At 52.8% G+C, this 19,308-nt stretch carries 23 protein-coding genes and 1 pseudogene; 13 read left to right on the forward strand and 11 right to left on the reverse strand.

All coding sequences use genetic code 11. The annotated features are described in order from the left end of the window. The first annotated feature begins 227 nt into the window (after nucleotides 1–227). On the forward strand, nucleotides 228–434 hold the full coding sequence (locus BK667_RS07740; RefSeq protein WP_123597238.1) for a DUF3606 domain-containing protein: 207 nt from the start codon (nucleotides 228–230) through the stop codon (nucleotides 432–434). A gap of 864 nt (nucleotides 435–1,298) precedes the next feature. Here BK667_RS07740 and BK667_RS07750 read toward each other — a convergent pair. Then, nucleotides 1,299–1,508: a hypothetical protein gene (locus BK667_RS07750; protein ID WP_123597240.1), complete on the reverse strand. Its 210-nt coding sequence runs from the start codon at nucleotides 1,506–1,508 to the stop codon at nucleotides 1,299–1,301. 93 nt (nucleotides 1,509–1,601) lie between these two features. Here BK667_RS07750 and BK667_RS07755 point away from each other — a divergent pair, with 93 nt between their 5' ends. The 6 genes and pseudogenes from BK667_RS07755 to BK667_RS07780 all read left to right on the forward strand — a co-directional run bounded on the left by BK667_RS07755 (nucleotide 1,602) and on the right by BK667_RS07780 (nucleotide 5,381). Continuing rightward, nucleotides 1,602–1,940, forward strand: coding sequence for a DUF1652 domain-containing protein (locus tag BK667_RS07755; RefSeq protein ID WP_375539163.1), 339 nt, complete (start codon nucleotides 1,602–1,604; stop codon nucleotides 1,938–1,940). 149 nt (nucleotides 1,941–2,089) lie between these two features. After that, entirely contained in the window at nucleotides 2,090–2,293 is a 204-nt protein-coding gene (locus tag BK667_RS07760; protein WP_259697955.1) for a hypothetical protein, read from the forward strand. Between the two features lie 59 nt (nucleotides 2,294–2,352). Beyond that, complete coding sequence (locus BK667_RS07765) at nucleotides 2,353–2,526, forward strand: transposase (protein ID WP_123597242.1); 174 nt, start codon at nucleotides 2,353–2,355, stop codon at nucleotides 2,524–2,526. Between the two features lie 130 nt (nucleotides 2,527–2,656). Then, entirely contained in the window at nucleotides 2,657–2,992 is a 336-nt protein-coding gene (tnpB, locus tag BK667_RS33480; protein ID WP_185058182.1) for an IS66 family insertion sequence element accessory protein TnpB, read from the forward strand. A gap of 62 nt (nucleotides 2,993–3,054) precedes the next feature. Next, nucleotides 3,055–4,582, forward strand: a pseudogene (tnpC, locus tag BK667_RS07775) (IS66 family transposase). 265 nt (nucleotides 4,583–4,847) lie between these two features. Further along, complete coding sequence (locus BK667_RS07780; protein ID WP_221179156.1) at nucleotides 4,848–5,381, forward strand: hypothetical protein; 534 nt, start codon at nucleotides 4,848–4,850, stop codon at nucleotides 5,379–5,381. Between the two features lie 225 nt (nucleotides 5,382–5,606). On the opposite strand, the gene BK667_RS07785 is transcribed toward BK667_RS07780, so the two are convergent. After that, entirely contained in the window at nucleotides 5,607–6,017 is a 411-nt protein-coding gene (locus BK667_RS07785; protein WP_123597243.1) for a response regulator, read from the reverse strand. Between the two features lie 702 nt (nucleotides 6,018–6,719). On the opposite strand from BK667_RS07785, the gene BK667_RS07790 reads away from it, so the two are divergent. Then, nucleotides 6,720–7,421, forward strand: a complete 702-nt coding sequence (locus BK667_RS07790; RefSeq protein ID WP_123597244.1) for a glycosyltransferase family 2 protein — start codon at nucleotides 6,720–6,722, stop codon at nucleotides 7,419–7,421. A gap of 18 nt (nucleotides 7,422–7,439) precedes the next feature. Continuing rightward, on the forward strand, nucleotides 7,440–7,691 hold the full coding sequence (locus BK667_RS33485) for a hypothetical protein (protein WP_375539164.1): 252 nt from the start codon (nucleotides 7,440–7,442) through the stop codon (nucleotides 7,689–7,691). 452 nt (nucleotides 7,692–8,143) lie between these two features. Here BK667_RS33485 and BK667_RS07805 read toward each other — a convergent pair whose 3' ends face one another. After that, nucleotides 8,144–8,362 carry a DUF2934 domain-containing protein gene (locus BK667_RS07805; protein WP_123597246.1) on the reverse strand — a complete coding sequence of 73 codons (219 nt, stop codon included), beginning with the start codon at nucleotides 8,360–8,362 and terminating at the stop codon, nucleotides 8,144–8,146. Nucleotides 8,363–8,725: 363 nt separating this feature from the next. Here BK667_RS07805 and BK667_RS07810 point away from each other — a divergent pair, with 363 nt between their 5' ends. Together BK667_RS07810 and BK667_RS07815 are read left to right on the forward strand one after the other, a co-directional pair. Beyond that, entirely contained in the window at nucleotides 8,726–8,953 is a 228-nt protein-coding gene (locus BK667_RS07810) for a PLD nuclease N-terminal domain-containing protein (protein WP_123597247.1), read from the forward strand. Between the two features lie 80 nt (nucleotides 8,954–9,033). Continuing rightward, on the forward strand, nucleotides 9,034–9,237 hold the full coding sequence (locus BK667_RS07815) for a DUF2934 domain-containing protein (protein ID WP_123597403.1): 204 nt from the start codon (nucleotides 9,034–9,036) through the stop codon (nucleotides 9,235–9,237). Nucleotides 9,238–9,769: 532 nt separating this feature from the next. Here the strand turns inward: BK667_RS07815 and BK667_RS33490 are convergent. After that, a complete protein-coding gene (locus BK667_RS33490) occupies nucleotides 9,770–9,979 on the reverse strand; it encodes a hypothetical protein (protein ID WP_375539167.1) in 210 nt (69 codons plus the stop codon). Between the two features lie 416 nt (nucleotides 9,980–10,395). On the opposite strand from BK667_RS33490, the gene BK667_RS07825 reads away from it, so the two are divergent. Both BK667_RS07825 and BK667_RS07830 read left to right on the forward strand, forming a co-directional pair. Then, a complete protein-coding gene (locus BK667_RS07825; protein ID WP_123597249.1) occupies nucleotides 10,396–10,827 on the forward strand; it encodes an HhH-GDP family DNA glycosylase in 432 nt (143 codons plus the stop codon). 115 nt (nucleotides 10,828–10,942) lie between these two features. Continuing rightward, nucleotides 10,943–11,716, forward strand: coding sequence for an alpha/beta fold hydrolase (locus BK667_RS07830; protein ID WP_259697957.1), 774 nt, complete (start codon nucleotides 10,943–10,945; stop codon nucleotides 11,714–11,716). 566 nt (nucleotides 11,717–12,282) lie between these two features. Here the strand turns inward: BK667_RS07830 and BK667_RS07835 are convergent. The 7 genes from BK667_RS07835 to BK667_RS07870 all read right to left on the reverse strand — a co-directional run bounded on the left by BK667_RS07835 (nucleotide 12,283) and on the right by BK667_RS07870 (nucleotide 19,261). After that, nucleotides 12,283–12,693, reverse strand: coding sequence for a DNA-binding transcriptional response regulator (locus tag BK667_RS07835; protein WP_123597251.1), 411 nt, complete (start codon nucleotides 12,691–12,693; stop codon nucleotides 12,283–12,285). Nucleotides 12,694–12,926: 233 nt separating this feature from the next. Then, nucleotides 12,927–14,069: a sensor histidine kinase gene (locus BK667_RS07840; protein WP_123597252.1), complete on the reverse strand. Its 1,143-nt coding sequence runs from the start codon at nucleotides 14,067–14,069 to the stop codon at nucleotides 12,927–12,929. 105 nt (nucleotides 14,070–14,174) lie between these two features. Then, complete coding sequence (locus BK667_RS07845) at nucleotides 14,175–14,558, reverse strand: hypothetical protein (RefSeq protein ID WP_123597253.1); 384 nt, start codon at nucleotides 14,556–14,558, stop codon at nucleotides 14,175–14,177. Between the two features lie 889 nt (nucleotides 14,559–15,447). After that, entirely contained in the window at nucleotides 15,448–15,852 is a 405-nt protein-coding gene (locus BK667_RS07855) for a response regulator (RefSeq protein ID WP_185058183.1), read from the reverse strand. Between the two features lie 294 nt (nucleotides 15,853–16,146). Continuing rightward, nucleotides 16,147–16,356: a hypothetical protein gene (locus BK667_RS07860; protein ID WP_123597256.1), complete on the reverse strand. Its 210-nt coding sequence runs from the start codon at nucleotides 16,354–16,356 to the stop codon at nucleotides 16,147–16,149. A gap of 170 nt (nucleotides 16,357–16,526) precedes the next feature. After that, entirely contained in the window at nucleotides 16,527–17,717 is a 1,191-nt protein-coding gene (locus BK667_RS07865) for a hypothetical protein (RefSeq protein ID WP_123597257.1), read from the reverse strand. Nucleotides 17,718–17,806: 89 nt separating this feature from the next. Further along, nucleotides 17,807–19,261: a tyrosine-type recombinase/integrase gene (locus BK667_RS07870; RefSeq protein ID WP_123597258.1), complete on the reverse strand. Its 1,455-nt coding sequence runs from the start codon at nucleotides 19,259–19,261 to the stop codon at nucleotides 17,807–17,809. Nucleotides 19,262–19,308 lie beyond the last annotated feature (47 nt).

Below are 19,308 nucleotides of genomic sequence, written 5' to 3' on the forward strand. Positions count from 1 at the left end.
GTCAATGGCTCAAGACGATCAGGTTATGAGCGTTTTTACACACTCTGGGCCAATAGCAGCCGTTAAACCTGCTATAACTAACGGCCATCAGAAGGGTCTCATGCACGCTACAGAGACAAAAAACCACATAAGATTTCAGTCGAGTTTGCGAATTCTTCCCAAAAACATTGAAACTGCCTCGATTCGGCTATCCTATTCCTCATACCCAGCGAATCATGGATGAATCTATGCAGCAACGAAATCTCACAAATGGCTCTGACGAGATCAGAATCAATGCTAACGACACCTTCGAGCTTAAGTATTGGGCAAAAAAATTCGGCGTAACTACGAACCAGCTCAAATCCGCAGTGAAAGCGGTGGGCGATGCCCCTAGCGCGGTCCATAGTCAACTCGAAAGCATAAAAAACTCTAATAACACATGCTCGACGTGGTGAGTCGTCGATGGACAGATTTATCACTGCGAAACTGGTTCAAGGCTATCTGAATCGCCCCTGCTTTCGTAGACAAATCCGACTGACCCCATTTGGCCGATTGTGGCCTATCGCGAAGGGCCTCAGTCGACCCAAAGCTGTCGTTCACAAGGCAGCGCGACTAAGACGACGAGCCTTCCCACAGCTTGAAGAGTGGCAGCCTGGCCACTGGAACGAGCAATACGTCGCAGTCGCCGTCCCCAAAAACGCCGAGCATAGACTGTCGCCCCGGTTACGGCGTCGCCCGATAGCTGGTTGCGTTAGCGATTGTGCTTTCCAATTGATCTAGGGTGTATGGCTTGTGTAGAAAAGTTGCCGATAGCGGGATTAACTTCTCCTCTACAGAGTAACCAGAGACGAGTACCGAAGGGATGGAGGGCCACCTTTCATTCGCCATGCGTATAAATTCGGTGCCTTTCATCCCTCCAGGGAGACCTTGATCCGCGATGATGAGGACGCAATCACCTTCAATATGCACGAGATAGCTCAGTGCCTGAATGGCGTTGTTGAAACCTGCCGAGGTATATCCGAGCTCCGCAAGAACTCCTCCAAAGCATCCGGACAACCGGTTCGTCCTCGATAACAATTATGCGCCCCAGCATAGGCCGCCCGTCTTTCCTATCCACACTCACACTGGTGTTCCTTATGCGGATTGCCGGTGACTCTAGGGGATTGAGTGTAAGCGCTTTTTCATGCACCGCGCGGTAAAGGGTGATTTTGGACGGGCCTGCCAGCCCACCTTTGCAAAATAGATCCAACCGGTTATGAACGGTCGCTGCTGTCCGATAACAGCTCTTATAACAGGTAGCTATACGTGGTTTTTCCTTGTCATTCAGGTGCCATCAGCACCGCAAGGGTCATATTAATAAACTCTTCATTTCGGCCAATAGTGTCTAAGGCCGCGCGAACATTACCGGCGACTTCAGCAGCACCGCGTTGCTCGACCCAGAGCGTCAACTCCATGATGGCGGCCTCAAGGGCGATTTGGTTTTGATTGATTTTGAACAGCCGCGAGGGGAGCAGGTCAGAAGCGGGCATCGATTTTTCTCCGTGGAAAGGGATAGCGTAGCCGCATAGGAAATGAAGGAATGGAGCGCATTGGTTTGGTGCCGATACTGCGGAAACGAATTGTTGAAAAATGCTGCCAGAGCTTCTTTACTAGCTCTCTTCATGGACAACCAATTAATGGATGTTGCCCTTAGGACGAACGTGATGATTTCCGCTCTTGAGCTTCGACATATTATTGAATGCGGCTTCCTGCCACTGTCCTGCGCCTGCACCACCAATCCCGATGGGTCACTGATGATCAAGGTGATAGAGCCTTCCTCAGGAAGTGTAGAACTGTTGGTTACCGGAGTGTCGGTAACGGGGCTTACGTCCAGCCGCGAAATTGCAAATTTGATAGGCGAGCTACGCACCGAGATGTCCGCTCGCCAAATAAGTTTTTCGTCGGCAGAGGGGAGGGCTTAGCTTTACAGGGGTGCTGATTACGTTTCCGCTCATCGGCGGGCGGCTGCTTTTGATGTCAAATTGATATCGCGGTAGACTGCGCTTTCCACTAATTCATGAGCCGGAATCCAGTGCCCGTAGATAGAAGCTACCAACTTGAGCAAGCCCTCTTGGCTGTTATTGCTTCAGCCAAGAAACTAAGCATCAGCAGTGACGTGTTATGCGCGGAGGCAGTGGGCGGTTTAATGGCTGATCGTTTCTGGCAGTGGGCGGATGCTGAGCATAAAGATGGAGCTGCCGACGAGATTGAAAGCGCCTTAACGCTTCTTTTTGGTAAGCGTCCGGCCAAGTCACCTTCCGAACTCCAGCATTAAGGGCGATGGTGTCCGCGTATATTTAAGCGGACGCGATAGCCCTTAACGCCAGGATTTCCATGCGCCAACGAAGCTCTTACCCAAAACCTTTCAAAGCCCAGGTTGTTCAGGAATGCCTGCAACCGGGAGCAACGCTTTCCAGCGTCGCCATCAGCCACGGCATCAATGCCAACGTGATCCGCAAGTGGCTACCGCTTTACCGAGATCAGCCTCCAGCGGCGTTGTTCCGTTAAGAGCCAACCCAGAACGGCCCGAGGAGTCGTCAGCGACTATCGAGCTGCCGCTTGGCGAGCAAACGCTCACCGTGAAATGGCCAACCTCCGACCCCGAAGGCTGTGCCCGTTTTATCCGTGGACTCGCCCAATGATCCGCATTGACACCATCTGGCTCGCCACCGAGTCCATGGACATGCGCGCCGGAACTGAAACTGCGCTGGCCAGGGTGATTACGGTGTTCGGTGCGGCGAAGCCGCACTGTGCTTATCTGTTTGCCAATCGCCGGGCCACTCGCATGAAGGTTCTGGTGCACGACGGGATCGGCGTTTGGCTGGCGGCACGCCGGTTGAACCAAGGCAAGTTTCACTGGCCAGGCATTCGGCAAGGTTGCGAGGTGGAGTTGGACTCCGATCAGCTTCAGGCTTTGGTACTCGGTTTACCTTGGCAACGCGTTGGAGCTGGCGGCGCAATCACCGTCCTTTAAAACGCGGTAATTAACGCCTGAGCCTGCTGCCGCAGCCGATCTGCTTTGGTAAAATCCAAGGCATGACTTCTACCCCCAATCTCGATCAAATGCCCCCGATCAACTGCGTGCACTCGCTGCGCAGTTGCTGTCGTAGGTCGACACGATGGGCAAGAAGATCCATCGGATCGAAACAGTCAACGAACAACTCACCCACGAAATCGCAGTGCTCAACGGCACAAGTTCGCCAAGCGCAGCGAGCAACTGAGCCCTGATCAGGGCTCAGTTGCTCGACGACCTGTTAGACACAGATATCGCGGCCATCAAGGCTGAGTTGAAAGCGGTCAATCCGCCGGCTGCGCCGGCCGACCCCCGTCAGCAGCCCAAGCGTGCGTCGTTGCCGCCGCAGTTTCCACGCACCGTTATCCATCACGAGCCGGACAACACCCAGTGCGTCTGTGGTTGTCAGCTTCAACGCGTCGGCGAAGACATCAGCGAGAAGCTCGATTACACGCCGGGCGTGTTCACCGTCGAGCAGCATATACGTGGAGAGTGGGCCTGCCGACAGTGCGAAACATTGCTTCAAGCACCGGTGCCGGCGCAGGTCATCGACAAGGGCATCCCAACCGCAGGCCTGTTGGCGCATGTGATGGTGGCTAAGTTCGCCGACCACTTGCCACTGTATCGACAGGAGAAAATCTTTGGCCGCGCCGGCCTGATGATCGTCCGCTCGACACTGGCCCAGTGGGTTGGACAAACCGGCGTGCAACTTCAGCCTCTGGTTGATGCGCTACGCGAAACGGTGCTGGCCGAGGGCGTGATCCACGCCGATGAGACTCCAGTTCAAATGCTTGCGCCAGGCGAGAAGAAAACTCACCGAGCGTATGTCTGGGCTTATTGCTCCACGCCGTTTTCGACGCTCAAGGCTGTGGTTTATGACTTCAGTCCAAGCCGAGCGGGCGAGCATGCGCGCAGCTTCCTCGGCTCCTGGAGCGGCAAGCTGGTGTGCGATGACTTTGCTGGCTACAAAGCTGGCTTCGAAAAAGGCATGACCGAAATCGGCTGCATGGCTCACGCCCGTCGCAAGTTTTTCGATCTGCACGTGGCAAATAAAAGCCAGCTGGCTGAACAGGCGCTGCACTCGATTGGCGGCTTGTACGAAGTTGAACGCCAAGCGCGAGACATGAGTGACGAGGATCGCTGGCGAATACGACAAGAAAAAGCAGCACCATTGGCGAAAGCACTGCACGAGTGGATGTTGACCCAGCGCGATCTTGTGCCCAACGGATCAGCGACGGCCAAAGCCTTGGATTACAGCCTTAAACGCTGGGTAGCGCTGACGCGCTACCTTGATGACGGAGAGCTGTGCCAATCGACAATAATCCGGTCGAGAATCAGATCCGGCCGTGGGCACTTGGGCGTTCGAACTGGTTGTTTGCTGGATCGCTACGCAGCGGCAAACGGGCGGCGGCGATCATGAGCTTGATCCAGTCTGCGCGCATGAACGGGCATGATCCGTATGCGTATCTGAAGGACGTACTGACTCGTTTGCCGACACAGCGGGCGAATGAAATTACGGAGTTGCTGCCGCATAAGTGGGCGCCAGTGTAACCTCGGAAAGCGCGCTCAGCGGACGCTCGCTGTTAGAAAGCGAAAACTATGAGTTCGGCAGCCAGACCAGCAACCGCCGCTATCTAGGGAAGGAGCATTAATTGAATATAATCAGCCTCAAAGATTTGACTGCGCGGCATGTCTTGGAGATATGGGAGCAGGCAAAGCAGCCTCCCAAATCCGTCAAGGGCACCGTGGGTTGGTCATTCGAAGGGAATGGTATTCGCACCCGTACCACGTTCATACAAGCTTTTGGACAGCTGGTTTGCAATTCATAGAGCTTCCGAAGCTTCTCAAGTCGAAGGAGCGTGTAGAAGATCTAGCGGGCTACCTTGATCATTTTTATTCTATTTATGTCATCAGGGAGTCGAACCACGAAAAGCTGAAGGAATTTGCTTCGGCGAGTGGAAGGCCCGTAATAAATGCCATGTCGGCTCAGGGGCATCCCTGCGAGGTTCTTTCCGATGCCTTCTACGTCCACTCTAAATTTGGTGAGATCCGTAAGGCAAAGATAGGACTGTGGGGCCCAACCACAAATGTGCTGCGCTCATGGCACGAGCTCGCGGAAGTGCTAGGAATAACGATCATGCATTTCTGTAGCCAAGACCTTCATCATTTAAATCCTCATATTGCCTTTTCCGACGTTGCCAATCGGCAAGTGGATATCTTGATTACCGATTCGTGGCCAGCCAACTTCACAGACACTGAGTGGTCGCTCACAAAAGAACATCTGGCAAAGCTAGGCAACCCGATCGTGTTACCAACACCGCCCTTTTTTATCGGTGAAGGTTGGATTTGATCCTGTCGACTACAGCGGTTTCGCTGGATACGAGCAGAAGGCAGCCCTGCTTCAGGTTCAGCGCGCAATCATGGAATACGCCATGGGTGCATGCCTTACCTAGCCGCTGACCGCCTGAATGCTGGAATTGGCAAGGTGTGTTTCTCGGAACGCTTACTCTTTTTGAAGGGCGTAATCAGGCTCAACAGCCTAAAAAGGCAATTCATAACGCTCGTCGAACGTAGCTTAGGTTTTGTGGATGGGTGACTCGGGCTGCAGCAACGATGCTACCGCAATCACCAAATCGTCCAGAGCCCAGGGCTTGTGTAGGTAAACGGTCGATACCGGTACTAATTGTGGATCGATAAGATATCCGGACGTCAGAATTGCTGCGATGAAGGGCCATCGGCTACTAACCATCTCGATGAATTCTATACCTTGAATTTGTCCCGGTACGCCATGGTCTGCGATGACCATGCGACATTTTTCATGTGATTGCAGTAGATAGGTTAAAGCGTCGTCCGCAGTCTCAAATGCTATTGCCCGTGCACCAATCTCAGCAACGATATCTACCATCAGGGAGCGCAAGGTAGGATCGTCCTCAACGACGATTATGTCTCCCTCGATTGGCAGTACGCCTTCCCAGTTTACGTTCACTCATCGATTCCTTAGTCGGGCAAAACGTGCCGACGTCGTTGAAGTCAGGGTCTTAGTGTATGCCTAATTCCGAGATTTGCCGCCACCAAGCATTACGTTTGATGACCCAAGTCACAGGTTTGGATCTACGAAGTATTACGCCGAGAGCTACCGCCCGTCATGGGAAAGGAGAATCGATCGATTGATTCTGGTCTTGTTAGATACATACATTCGTCTTACTGGAATCACTATGTCCTCCAGCGATTTGCCTTCTTTGGTCGACGAAAAACCTCCGCAGTCAACTACTCACAAGACTGCGGCTCAGTGTATTCAGGAGCGGGAGTTGTCGCACGCCTATGCGGTGCAGCTCTCGCTAACGCGCGAGGAGTTGGTTGCTCAGCGCGAGCAATGTTCGAGTCGAATGAGAGACTTTCGAGCGGGCCTTTCAGCATTGGATACCAATTTGGGTTGTGATCACACCAGGCTACCGGGGTGGCCGCAAGGTGGCTCAGTACCCTTGACGACGGTAACTTTACCGTCTTCACATGAGATGGGTATGCATAGCTATGTTTTTATCGATGCCTGTGACCACGGAAGGGCTGGTCTCTACTCCTTGTTCAGCAGCGAATCAGAGCGCTTGCGCCATAGATTCTTTAAACCTTCTTTTGACAACGAATGTCGATAACTGGAGAGCTCCCACTTTGCTGGAATGAGAGAAGGCCAATGATCGGTGTTGTGATACCCGCCCATAACGAAGAAAACCACATCACCGACTGCCTATCATCTGTCTTGGTGGCTGCTAGGCATCCGAGTTTGCGTGGTCAGCTGGTCACGATACTTGTCGTCCTGGACGATTGTTCAGACAACACCGCACAATTGGTTTCCACGCAGGGCGTAGCAAAGCTCGACGCTTGTTTTCAGAACGTGGGTAGAGCTAGAGCAACTGGCGCGCAGGAACTGCTCAATGCCGGAGCGCAGTGGCTCGCGTTCACCGATGCTGACACAGTCGTTCCTCACGATTGGCTCGCTCGCCAGATCGGGTTCAATGCTGATGCGGTATGTGGAACGGTTGAAGTGGATAGCTGGGTTGAGCATGGTGACCTGGTGCGTTCCAGATATCTTGAGGTGTACCAATTCGTCGAGAACCATCGCCATATTCACGGTGCCAATCTTGGAATGAGTGCCAAAGCGTATCGAAACGCCGGCGGCTTTCAACATCTTGCCGCACACGAAGACGTTCATTTGGTAGCCGACCTTGAGAGGATCGGCGCTCACATTGTTTGGACAGCCACGAACCCAGTGGTCACTAGCGCACGCCTAGATTTCAAATGTCGGGGCGGGTTTGGCGAATATTTGACTTCTCTGGGCGCTTCAGTGGGTACGCCTGTACTTGACCCTAAGGTGAGTGCCGGTATTGCTCCTTGAATCGATGGGCTAGTGGGGATGACTTTGGAATACATCGACCTTGTGCAATGGCCCGCCATGTTAGTAACGGTGGTCTCAGCTTGGTTCGTTGGCTCGCAACGACCACGTCGGCGCATGATTGCCTTTTGGGGGTTCATTGCGAGTAATGCTTTGTGGGTTGTCTGGGGACTCCACGTAAACGCTTACGCGTTGATAGTCCTTGAATGTGTTCTGCTGGGAATGAACGCCCGAGGCTTCAAGAAGAATCTCAACGGGTATCGAGCATCCTAACGACATGGCGCCATAGACCAAACGCGACTGTCTACGCGAAAGAATTGAGAGAGTAATCCCAAGTTCACGTGTCTTAGCGGAAACAGATGAAGACTTTTGCTGATCTGACCTATGGTGAAGGTATCTCAGCGAGGACGTGAAGATGATCCCAAGATTCGTCGTTGTCCCTGTAGTCCCCACTGAAACTGGCTCCTCTCGAAAGAGAGCGCCCGGATACTGCAAAACAGCGCCAATAGGATTTAACATTTATGACAATGAGAAAAAGTCGCGCTCGCAAGCTACCTTTTTGAGTCGAGAAGAGGCTGAGGCTGAATGCCAGTGGTTAAACCTGCGACGGCTGCAGAGCGTCTCTTCACACCCGGACACCTTCTAAATTCACGGCGATAGCGCGCATTCGATGCGTGTGCGCTATCGATGGGTATCCGCTAAGGTTGCTTTATCCAAATCAAGCTTTAACGACCATCGGTATCTGGGTTTTCAGTCTCGGTAGTAGTGCCAGCTTGAGACGGGGCATTTTCGCTCCCTGATGTTGAGCCAGATATGGAACTGTCAGAATCCTCTTCGCTTGCTGATTTTTCAGCAGTGAACCAGTGCTCCAGATCTTGCCCTTGCGGCTTGCCTTCTTTCTCCCAAAGCTGATACGCCGCTTCTCGAATTTTTTGCTCATCCATCGTAAATTTCCTCCCATTGCTCACTGAGTTAATTTCGGGCCAACGGGAGAAATCTGTGGTGCCTCCCAATTCGTCACAGCATTAAGCATAGGCGCCATGACGGGCTCCACATTGCTGTTGGTCAGATTTCGCATGCACATCTATGTCTCGGTCAAGCCATGAATGTGTGGCGGCACGTTGGAGAAAAAACAATCCGACTAGCGGCTGAGTTCTGCTCCTATGCAATGTGCCTCACCCGATTGTCAGAAGTCGATGTCATGGAGGCCACGCGTTGCATTGCTTTGCACGTTGCAAGAACAAATTGGTTTGAACGCAGGCATGACGCCGAGGCCTAAGTTTTACTAGCGCTTGGAGGGTCGAATCATGTCGGAAGCCACCACTTACTTCGCTATCGCCGTCGCTGTGATCATTTTGCTTGTGGATCTATGGGCAATGATCAGCGTTTTTCGTAGTGACAAAACCGTGGGCATAAAAGCAGCCTGGGCCATCGGTATCATAATCTTTCCCGTTTTGGGATTGATTGTTTGGGGGGTGGCAGGGCCACGGGGAATCAAGGAGGGGCCAACCTCTCCGGAGCACAGCAAAGGCTAGTACAAAGAGCAGAAGTCTCGTGTACATCAAATTCAAATCGAGGGCTGTGGAGCGACAGCTTGATCACCGAGGAGAAGGTCATGATTGACGATTCAGCCATCCGCGAACGAGCGTATGCACTGTGGGAAAAGGATGCTTGTCCGGAAGGAGCTGCGCAATTCTACTGGCACCTAGCGCGGGAACAACTTCAAGCCCAGGTGCATGCGCAACAATCAGATGTGCGTAAAGTTGAATTTGATAACGAAAAAAAGGATGTACTTAATACCTTTAATTTCTGCACGTGATACGCGTGGAGACGCAAATCTAGAAAGGCCGAAGACGAAGGCGTCGACGGGGTTAGCACTCAAATTCTTCCTTGTCCGGGAGAAGCACCTTAGGTGATAACTTTGATGTGCCGATCCCCGATAAGTCAGATCCACTCCCTGCGACTTTGCTTTGGAGGCGGGTGGTCTATATTTATTCATTTGATACTGGCCTGAGATTGCCACACGTTGTATCAGATGAACATCGTGCCGCTCCACGGCTCTCCGCACATTGCCGGGAGCGTTGGTTATGTATGAAGATCGGAAAGCGCAGGCGCTTGAGACGTGGCAATCATTGATGGACAAGTCTGAAATTCGAAAGACTGTTCAAGTGCAACACGTAGAGTTACTGAGGCTTGCCGAAGAATACCTAAAACAAGGTTTCATAAGTCGCGAATGACGGGAAAGCTTGGTAATCGAGAGGACTAAACGGTATCCCCAAGTTGTGGAGGGCGTTGGTGAGGGGACATAGGGATTTGAGAAAAGCTGCGAGCCATCGACGCGGGTGATGGGTTTACTTCTGCTGGACTTTAAAATTCTTTTTGAACCCGCGTAGGTTCATAAGGAAAAGGCAAATCTGCAGGACGATTAGCGCATACGCCCCCGCGTAAACTCCCCAAGTCACCCACAACATGTTGCTCAAACTGAAGCATACAAACCCGGTCATTCGCCGTCCTGGTCGCTGCGATCCGATTAGCCATGCAGCGAGAACGGTCACAACCATCGCTGGCCATTGAACCCAATCCAGATAAGCCAAACTCTACTCCCAATACCTTTCTATAGTGCTCAATCGCTATGTGCCGCGTTTATTCAACCCGGGTTCTGATGGTTGGGTATGGCTTTCGATTTTCCCAGAATGTAACAGGGATGAAGCTGACCATTAGGATGTGTTGTGACAACCACGGATATCAATGACCAGCCCTCCTGAAGCTTCAGGTTCACCTCGTTGGTCGACAGCGCTTCCATGACTTGGGTTGTCTCCGACACATGCATTTTCGTAATTCCCGAATTCTAGTGTTCAACCGTTAGGCGCAGAGAAACGATAGAGGTTCCTTTATTAATACCTCTCCGCTCTGGAGCGTTAGCCGTGGTGCCGGGTCTAAATTCATGATTTACATCATTGCTTGAAGGAATGAACCGGTGAACAAAATCATCAGCGCACAAGACCTGCAGATCGACCTTCGAGATGCGCACGAAGCTGCCCTATTCAAATGGCTAATTGCCAGTTTTCTGATGGGTAAAAGAATCCAGAGTGCAATTGCGGCAAAGGCATACCATGTAATCGTCGATCAGCATCAGCGAGATACGCCGCAAAAACTCGCGCACTGCACCCACCGTCAATTGGTCGTGATGCTTGGTCAGGCTCATTACGTGCGTTACGACGAGACCACCGCGTCGCGATTGCTGGCATTGGCCGGCAAGCTCAACAATGATTACGGCGGCAAGGTGGGCAACATCGTGGAAGCGAGCTCTGATCGTCAAGAGTTTGAAAAACGCCTGTCAGAATTCGAAGGGATAGGGCCGAAGACCATCGAGATTTTCATGAGGGAAGCAGCCGCTTTGCTGTTCTGAGCACCCAGAAACTGCTCCTCTGAGAATTGGAGTCCTTATCCGCCATTGCCATCTCAGCTACGTGCGGGAAGGGGAAACCATGACAACGCACAAACTGACCATTAAAGACTTGCAGGTGAACGTTTCAATCTGCGGTCAAGGCTCGCCGCTGCTCTTGCTCAATGGCCTGGGTGGTTTGATCCGTACCTTCGATCTCCTGCGAAATGAACTGATGGACTACACGACCATTACATTGGACGTGCCTGGAGTTGGCAATTCGCAAATGCCCCGCTGGCCAATGCGTCTGCCGAGCCATGCAAACCTGATCGCCGAGATGCTCAAGCAGTTGGGAATCGACAAGGTCGATGTGTTTGGCGTGAGTTGGGGTGGTGCATTAGCGCAAGAATTCGCCCTGCGTTACCCGAGCATGGTGCGCCGACTGATCCTAGCGGCGACTTCGGCCGGCCCGGCGGTGCTGGTGAATCCCGCCGACATCCGGGATTTTTTTGGCAGGAGCAAAAGCGCCAAGCTGAGCAAGCAGAAGAGCTCGCCCAATTCGATACAGACGCTGCTGCGCTTCGGTGTGTTAAACGGCATGCTCTCGGTCAATCCGCGAACCTATTATCACCAGCTCGCCGCCTTGGTCGGCTGGACAAGCTTGCTACGGCTGTTCCGTCTGCGCCAGCGCACGCTGATCCTCACCGGCGAACGCGACACCCTGGTGCGGCTGTACAACGCGCATCTTCTGCAACGCAGCATTCGCTGTGCCGAACTGCACGTCCTAAAAGGCGAGGGGCATTTTTTCGTGGTGACGAGCGCCCGGCGCACCGCACAAGCGATACGAGAATTCCTCTGCCAGCAGCACAGCGATGAAGAGCTCGCGCCGATGATCGCCCACGGCAAGTTCTAGCCACCATCCGAGCGGAATTGATCGCTAACGCCTGCTGAAGAGGCTGCTCAGGGTCCTGCAAGCCCATTGCCAAACCGTTGAAAAACTTAGGCGAGGCAGGTAACGCAAAGCTAAAACGGCTAGGCGAAGTTTATGACATGTCATTGAGCATTTTGAGGCTGTCTTTAATCATATTGCCAGCGCAAATAGATTTTCAACGCCTGTTAGTTTCGCGCGCCCACGTAAGGAAACTCCAAAGGGAAAAGGGGACAGCTTTATTACCTCCCCTAACGATTCCTTTTGGCCGAAAGCGGACTACCAGTAGGGTTTAAATTGGCCGCCGATAGGATTGCTGGAGCCCAGCTTGAATCTCATGTACTGATGGCTGGTCTCAATGTGGATCCGGACTTTGCATTTGACCGACGCATACGACAATGTTGAACTGTATAGATAAAGGTCAAGTCTCCTGGGGGGATATCAGGCTGGAGGAAGGCGCGATTGCCAGTACAAGTTCGTCCAGCGTCCATGGTTTTTGCAGATGACTCGTTTAAAACGAAGTTATCGGTGACTCACCGAGTCCACAAATGTCACGACGTTTTTTCGAGGGGGCGGCCAGGCTGAAGTAAGTTTGCTACAGCCATTACAAGATCATTCAGAGACCAGGGCTTCTCCAGGTACGTCGTTGAGGAGAGCACAATTGAGGCGTCCCGCGTACCTGAGGTGAGAATCGCCGCGGTTAAGGGCCATTTAGTTTTTACCAGCTCGATGAATTCCGTACCTTGGAGTCGACCTAGCACCCCTTGGTCCACGATTACCAGCGGGCAACCGCCGTGCGTCTGTTGCAGAAAAATCAAAGCAGCATCAGCTGATTCAAAGACCAGAGACTGAAGGTCGATCTCCGCCAGAGTTTCCACTATCAACTTACGTAAGGTTGGGTTGCCTTCAACAACGACAGCCCAGCCCGTTAGCGGTGAGAGCTTTCCCCATTTAGCGTCCAAGGATCGGTTCCTTTATAGGCTCCATCACCGGAGGCCACAGAGCTACCAGTGTAGGCGTTTAATTCGAGGAATATGCGCTCAAGCTCAATGAAAAAGTTGTTTTATGAGATCGATACTTAAGTGGAATGGTTGTTAAAAAGAGCGAATCCGCTATATGGGGTGGCAATGGGCCTGAATGCGTTGGTTTAATGGGCTTCGACCGCAATCGACCCGAAGCTGCCTCTCGAATGTGCCTACGGATGTAGGGGCGACTCAGAAATTGGAAGCTTGACTAGAAAAGTGGTGCCTCCACTCGAGTCAGAGCTGACATCGATTGAACCGTTATGTGATGCCACGATCTCTGACGCGATGAACAGCCCCAAGCCAAGACCCTCTGTCGGCCCGTGATCAATTGCAGATCGCAGAGAGAAACGACCCATAGGGTTAAATATAAACGGGAGAACGTCCTCTGGTATGGGCTCACCCCTGTTATGGACGGTGAAAATAGCGCAGTCTTCTGAGATCTCTAACTTCACCTTGATAGAGAATTGATTATCTCCATGCTGTACAGCATTGCTGATTATGTTCGAGAAGACTTGTTCCATTCTGGCACCGTCGAATTGCCCTTGAACTGGAGCCTTCGCGTCGAACAAGATTATGGCCTCTGGATGAAACGCTCGGATTTCTTCGACAACACGTTCGCAAACGTGCAAGAGATCTATATCCGCCTTTTTGACAGGAATGCCTGGGCCCATTTGGCAGCGTGTTAAATCAAGTAGGTCTGCAACAATTTGGCTCGCTCGCAGCACGCTCGTATATATCTGATTGGCAACCTTGGTGGCCCGGGCTCCGGCTCCTTCTGAGCGCCTCAACACGTCGGCACCCAGCAAGATCGCTCCTAGCGGGGTGCGCAGGTCGTGGCCGAGAATGCCTAAAAATACGTTGCGTGACGCCTCCACTGCGCGCGAGTAGCTGGCGATGGATTCGGCGAGAGCCTGATCGATGGCCTCGTGGAATCGGGTCATGTCGTCGACATTAATTGGCGTACCATCCTTCACTTGCCTCATCCACTGACTGACCACACTCGTTCTCAATGCTCGGTATTCCGACACCATTTGATCAATCGTGAAACCTGCCATCAGCCGCGTCATTGCATGAGTTTCAGCTGCGGTTTCTTCATCATCTGAAGGGACTCGGCCTTGAGATTTGACAGCTTGCTCTCGCTTCGTCTGCTTTGTTCGCAGGTCGCTTGCTATTGCCCGCAACATCTCTTCGGCATGATCTCGCAGCGCTTCACTATCGAGGTCCGCGCCCGGCGTCTCAATGGTTCTGGCGAAATCTTCCCAGGCCTGCAGAATCGGCTCAAGGTTCTCGAGAATGAAATTGGACAGGCGCATGTCGATGATCCTAATGGGAAGCGGTGCAAAGGTCGGGAGGAAAACGAAGCTGCGCCGGTACGGTGTGAGCGAATGCTCAGCAGTGTAGGAGGTTGTTTATAGCTTTTAAAGCTCGGTCCGTATTAGGCCCGCTTTGTCGATACGCATGATCAAGGCGTCGCCAGTTTTGACACTGACCCTGATCTCCTGCGTCCATTGCCTTGAGCTCCCCTCCGAGGTTCGCGCCGAGAGGGTGTGTGATCCGAATGTGAGCCCAAAATGAGCTACTTCTGCGCCGAAAAAGTCAGCGGCCGGTTTTTCGTCTATTGAAATACGGATCGCGCAATCATTTCCTAATGAGGTCGCGGCCAAGATGACGAGATGGGTATCAGATGTTTTTGTAAAACCCAAAAACCGCTCTTGGGGAACAGTAGTGATCTCTTCCGGAACGGGTGACTTTTTGCAACCTGCTATTAGCGCAAGTGTTAAAAGGGAGGTGACGTACTTCATCCGATTCTCTACGCAGTTTCTGCTATCCAGCTGACGTTACAGCCCTAATGTCAGCGACCTCAACCTTTGCTCCACGATGCTGTCAAAATGGTCTGCTAACAGTTCACAGCGCTCTATGGGCAGGCCGTCACAGCATGTTATTCCGAGTATAAGTCCCTGGGCTTTAGCGCCACTTTTAACCACGAGAATCATCGAACCTGCGAGTTCGATCTCGCGGTGAATCCTCTCTGCCTGCCGCTTTATAGGCTCGGGCAAATCGTTTGAGCTTCTCTCATGGTTTTCTCCACCAGCTCTTACGATCGAACAACAAGACGCACCAGTACGCTCTGAAACCATGGACCAAAGGTTACTTCAAGAGTGTCGCTAGTTCATATCATAAGACCTTCACTCGTCGACCAGCCATAGTACTGCTGCTTCCGACAAGATCTAAGCTGCTGTCGCTCTACACAGGCCGCTTGTGGCCCAGAGTGTGTAAAAACGCATGTGCCGTTTTGTAGTCTGCGTTGCTACGTAAAATCTGCTGGTGCTTGTGTAATCAGCAGACCAGAAATTTGCGTAGGAACGCGATTTTGGCTCCAGCCTCGACCGCCAAAAGTGTTCTAAAACGTTTTTACACAGCCTTGGCCGATAGCTGCCGGTCGCGGGGGCCCGCGACGAGCCAACACTGACGTTCACAAGGCATCGCCGCTAAGGCGACGGGTCAGAAGCGCTCTATTCGGACCAAGCAATGCCAGTGTGATGGAGTGCTGGAATGGTGTGTCTATGTGAGCGCTACCCCCACGACGGCGATGAGAAGACACAAAACGCTTATTGTGAAAAGCAGGATAAGCACTACCTTTTTGATCATGTTGTACGCCGCCCCAAACGCTGAGTATAGACGGTCGCCCGTTTACGACTGCCTCGGTCGATAGCGGGTTGCGGTCGCGATGGTGCTTTCCAATTGAGCCAGTGTGTAAGGCTTCTTTAGAAAAATCGTTGAAAGCGGGATCAACTGCTCGTCCAGAGAATAGCCGGAGACGAGTATCGAAGGAATGGAAGGCCATCGTTCGTTCGCCATGCGTATAAAATCGGTGCCTCGCATGCCTCCAGGCAAACCTTGATCCGCGATGATGAAGGAGCAATCGCCTTCAATATGTACTAGGTAGCTCAGCGCCTGAACGGCGTTGTCGAAACCCGCAGAGGCATATCCAAGCTCCGCCAACAATTCCTCCAAAAGCATCCTGACAACCGGTTCGTCCTCGATAACGATTACGCGCCCATATATAGGCCGCCCGTCTTTCCAATCTACGCTCACGCTGGTGTTCCTTATGCGGATTACCGCTGACTCTATAGGTAGAGTGTAAGAGTTTTTAAGCGTATGGCGGTTAAAAGGGTGATCTAGGAAGATCACCGGGAAAAATGGATTTGACCAGCGGTGACGGGCCGCTTTTAGCCAATTTTTGCCCGTTATCATTAGCTGAAGGCATGCTGAGCATGCCGTCAACGGTTGAGTTGCAGCAGTAATTTTAGGCAGTCAACCAACGGGATTGTATGGATACTTTTACCAGCGGAGGAATTGAGCAGCGCGCCTTGTGACTCGCAGACGAAGTCACTCCGGCGCCATCACTACCGCGAGAGTCATATTGATAAACTCTTCGTTCTTACTGATTGCTTCTAAGGCACCGCGAACGTTATCGGCGACTTCTGCGGATCCGCGCTGCTCGACCCAGAGTGTTAGCTCCATGATGGCAGCCTCAAGGGCGAGTTGGTTTTGATTAATCTTGAAAAGCGGGGAAGGGAGCAGGTCTGAATTAGGCATTGGTTTTCCTCCGTGAGAGGACAGCGTAGCAGCAGGAAAATTTGAGGTGACCAATTGTCTATACGTTACGATCAGAGCCCATTCAAATGCGCGTTACCCGAGTTTACATCGGCGCTGTGAAAGCCCGTTCAAGATCAAATAGGGATGACACTTGTGCTACTAATCGCCAATTACTCAGGCCACCAACCTTTCTCAACTTGTCCGTAGTGTGAACCACTGAACCAGTTTTCTAGCTGTACGTCCAAGGTGGTGATTAATGCCAGACTCTCCTGCAGAGGATCCAGGAGATCAGCCTGCTTGCGAGCCCAATCGATCCAGGGTTGTACCATCTCTGGATCTGCTAACGGGGCAATTTTCAGCCGATCTTCCACCGCTTTTATGAAGGCTCTTAAGCGCTCGGCGCGCTCCCATTGCTCTGTATGTTTAACGAGGCTTCGTCTGAGGTGACGTTGAGTTTCTGATGTGCGGGCACGTTCAAGACGTCGTCTTTCATCTTCAGCCCATTCACGATCTCTTGCCTCCTCTTTCTCTCGGAGGACCTTGATAGAAACTGATGCGGAACTCAAGCCCGCCAGGATGCTAGAAAGTTTTTTCTCGAGCGGTGCGGTCTTGGTGTCCTTCCAGTTTTTCCGTTCTCCGTAATCCATCCGCGCTTCGATCTGAAACGTCAGTTCACCCGTTGAGGTCCATTCAAACTGTGGGCTTCGCAGGGACATGAAATTAGGCTCCCAAGGAGCACCGGGGCGGCGTTTTGGGGGAGGCGGTGGTGGTAGCGCGCGTTTGTCTAATCGCTCTATGAGTCGCACGGCCATGGTCTCGCCGTTAACGGTGGTAATGGTTTTTCCTTCAGCGTTGATCTTCCATGAATAACCTTCAGCCTCACCCTCTTTGATCAGTGCATCAAAAAGGATCGCGCAGCGTTCTATCAATGTCGAGGAGATCATCACATTCAAGACACGCTTGCCTGCGTAATCGAGGTAGCCGTCCTTGAACTTCGACGTTTTTGCGCTCTTTAGCCATTGACTCACTAGCGCGTGAGGCTCGGTTAATTGAGAGGGAGCGTCAATCGTTCGCTGGGCTACAGGTGAGTTCAAATCAGTGCCAGTCTTGGCAGGCAGAGTGTCACGGTCGAGCATCTGGAATCGGACCTTGCCTTCGACCTGAGGAGGCTTGGGTTGGCGTTGTCGCTGCTTTTCTGATTTGGCCCAGTGGCCACGGCCAGGGAGAGGGATGCCGGCTTTGCGACAAGCTTTGGCGACGGCGACGTCGGAAACACCAATTTCGTGGGCTAACTTGACCATGGGCATTTGCCATACTTTTTCGAACAGTTCCGCAACGGTGAAGCTCACGAATGTGTACATGCAGTCGGTCACCTTTGCTCATCGCGAATGTAAGGTCACAATATTGGTTGTCGTGGATCTTAAATTCCGGGAGCGCTAGGTGCAACCGCCTATGAGGGTGTCTGCGTCTCTGTCGCCGCGTACGCTGGAAAGGACAACATCGACGTGTTTGGCGTGTGCTCGTAGGTCGAGGACAGCACCGCACTGAGTCGATCGCCCAACAGATTCCAGGCACACTTCTTCTCTTCGGCATAGTCGTGGTGCAGGTAATGGCGCCTCACTCGCGAGCCGGCCAGCACATGATTTTGGCAGCGATCGATGACGTCCAGGCTGACACCCAAAGCCTGCATCATGGTCGCGCCAGTGCGGCGCAGGTCATGCGGCGTCCAGTCGCCGTTTTGGCCGTCGGCCAGGACCAGGGTGTCGTCATGGCACCGTCTGGAGAGGGCCTTGCGGTTTTTGAAGCGGGCCTGGCGGTCACCCACCTGCTTGCTCACCACCTTTACGTCCACATGCCCATCATCCTGCTTGTTCGGAAAGCACCATTGGGAGTCTCCCGTCAGGGTTTTGAGCTCCTGAAAGAAATGCAGGGCAAAGGGGGAGAGGAAGACATGGTGGTCCTGCTTCTTGCCCCGGGTGCCCTTGACGTTTTCACTGGGGAGGAACCAGGTCTGCTGGTCCAGATCGACATTTTTCCATTCGGCCTGCAGCAACTCGCCAATCCGGCACAAGGTGCCCAGGCTGATCCACAGCGCGAGCTGCGTTTCCTTCTTTAGCGGCCGAATACCGTCGTATTTTTGGCCCGCGGGGAGGGCGTCGTAATCGACGGTCATTTGCTGGAAGCGGTTGTGCAGTTCCAACAGCTCAGTCGGGGAAAGGATGCGGCTTCTTTCAGCTTCGTAGTCGGCAGGGATCAATGGGGAGATGTCGACCAGTTCAGTCGGATCACCCTCAATCAGTAACGCCCGCCAAGGTTGGCGCTTTCTAGCCCAGCTGAACATCTGGGTGAGGTCAGCGAAGAAACTGATGGCTTGCCGGTGAGCGCCGCGGTTGACCACGGCGCGAATCAGCGCCCGAACATCGTGTTCGGAGACGCTGCTCACTGCGGTCTTGCCGAGTGGCGGAAAAAGGTCCTTGTTAAAGCGTCGTTGCAATTCAGCATTGCCGTCTTTGCGCGCCACGCCATCCAACAGCCACGCCTTGGCCAGATCTTGGACGGTCAGCGTTTGCACCTTCGTCGTTTTTACTTGTTCGGCCTCAACGTTAGCCGCGGCGTATGCCTGTGCCTTGGCGGTTTTCTTGTACTCGTTGGGATTGATTTGCTCATCAATGAGTGCCCGTGCCTGGTTGCGGGCCTTGCGGATGTCTGTCAGGGATTTGCGCGGCCAGGTTCCGCAGGCGTATTCTTTGTTCTGCTCTCCCCAGCGATAGCGATAGAAAAAGCTGACCGACACACCGTCCTTACGGACTGAGATTCGACCGGCCAGATTGCCATCTTCCCGGAGGATTCGGCCGGCATCGTTGGCGGTCAGCGACTCGAGTTCTTTGATGGTGATTTTGACCATAAAATGGGCTACCCCTACTTTTACCCCCACAAAAACGTCGGCTCTTG

It is taken from the genome of Pseudomonas frederiksbergensis, assembly GCF_003732705.1.
GTDB lineage: Bacteria > Pseudomonadota > Gammaproteobacteria > Pseudomonadales > Pseudomonadaceae > Aquipseudomonas > Aquipseudomonas frederiksbergensis_F.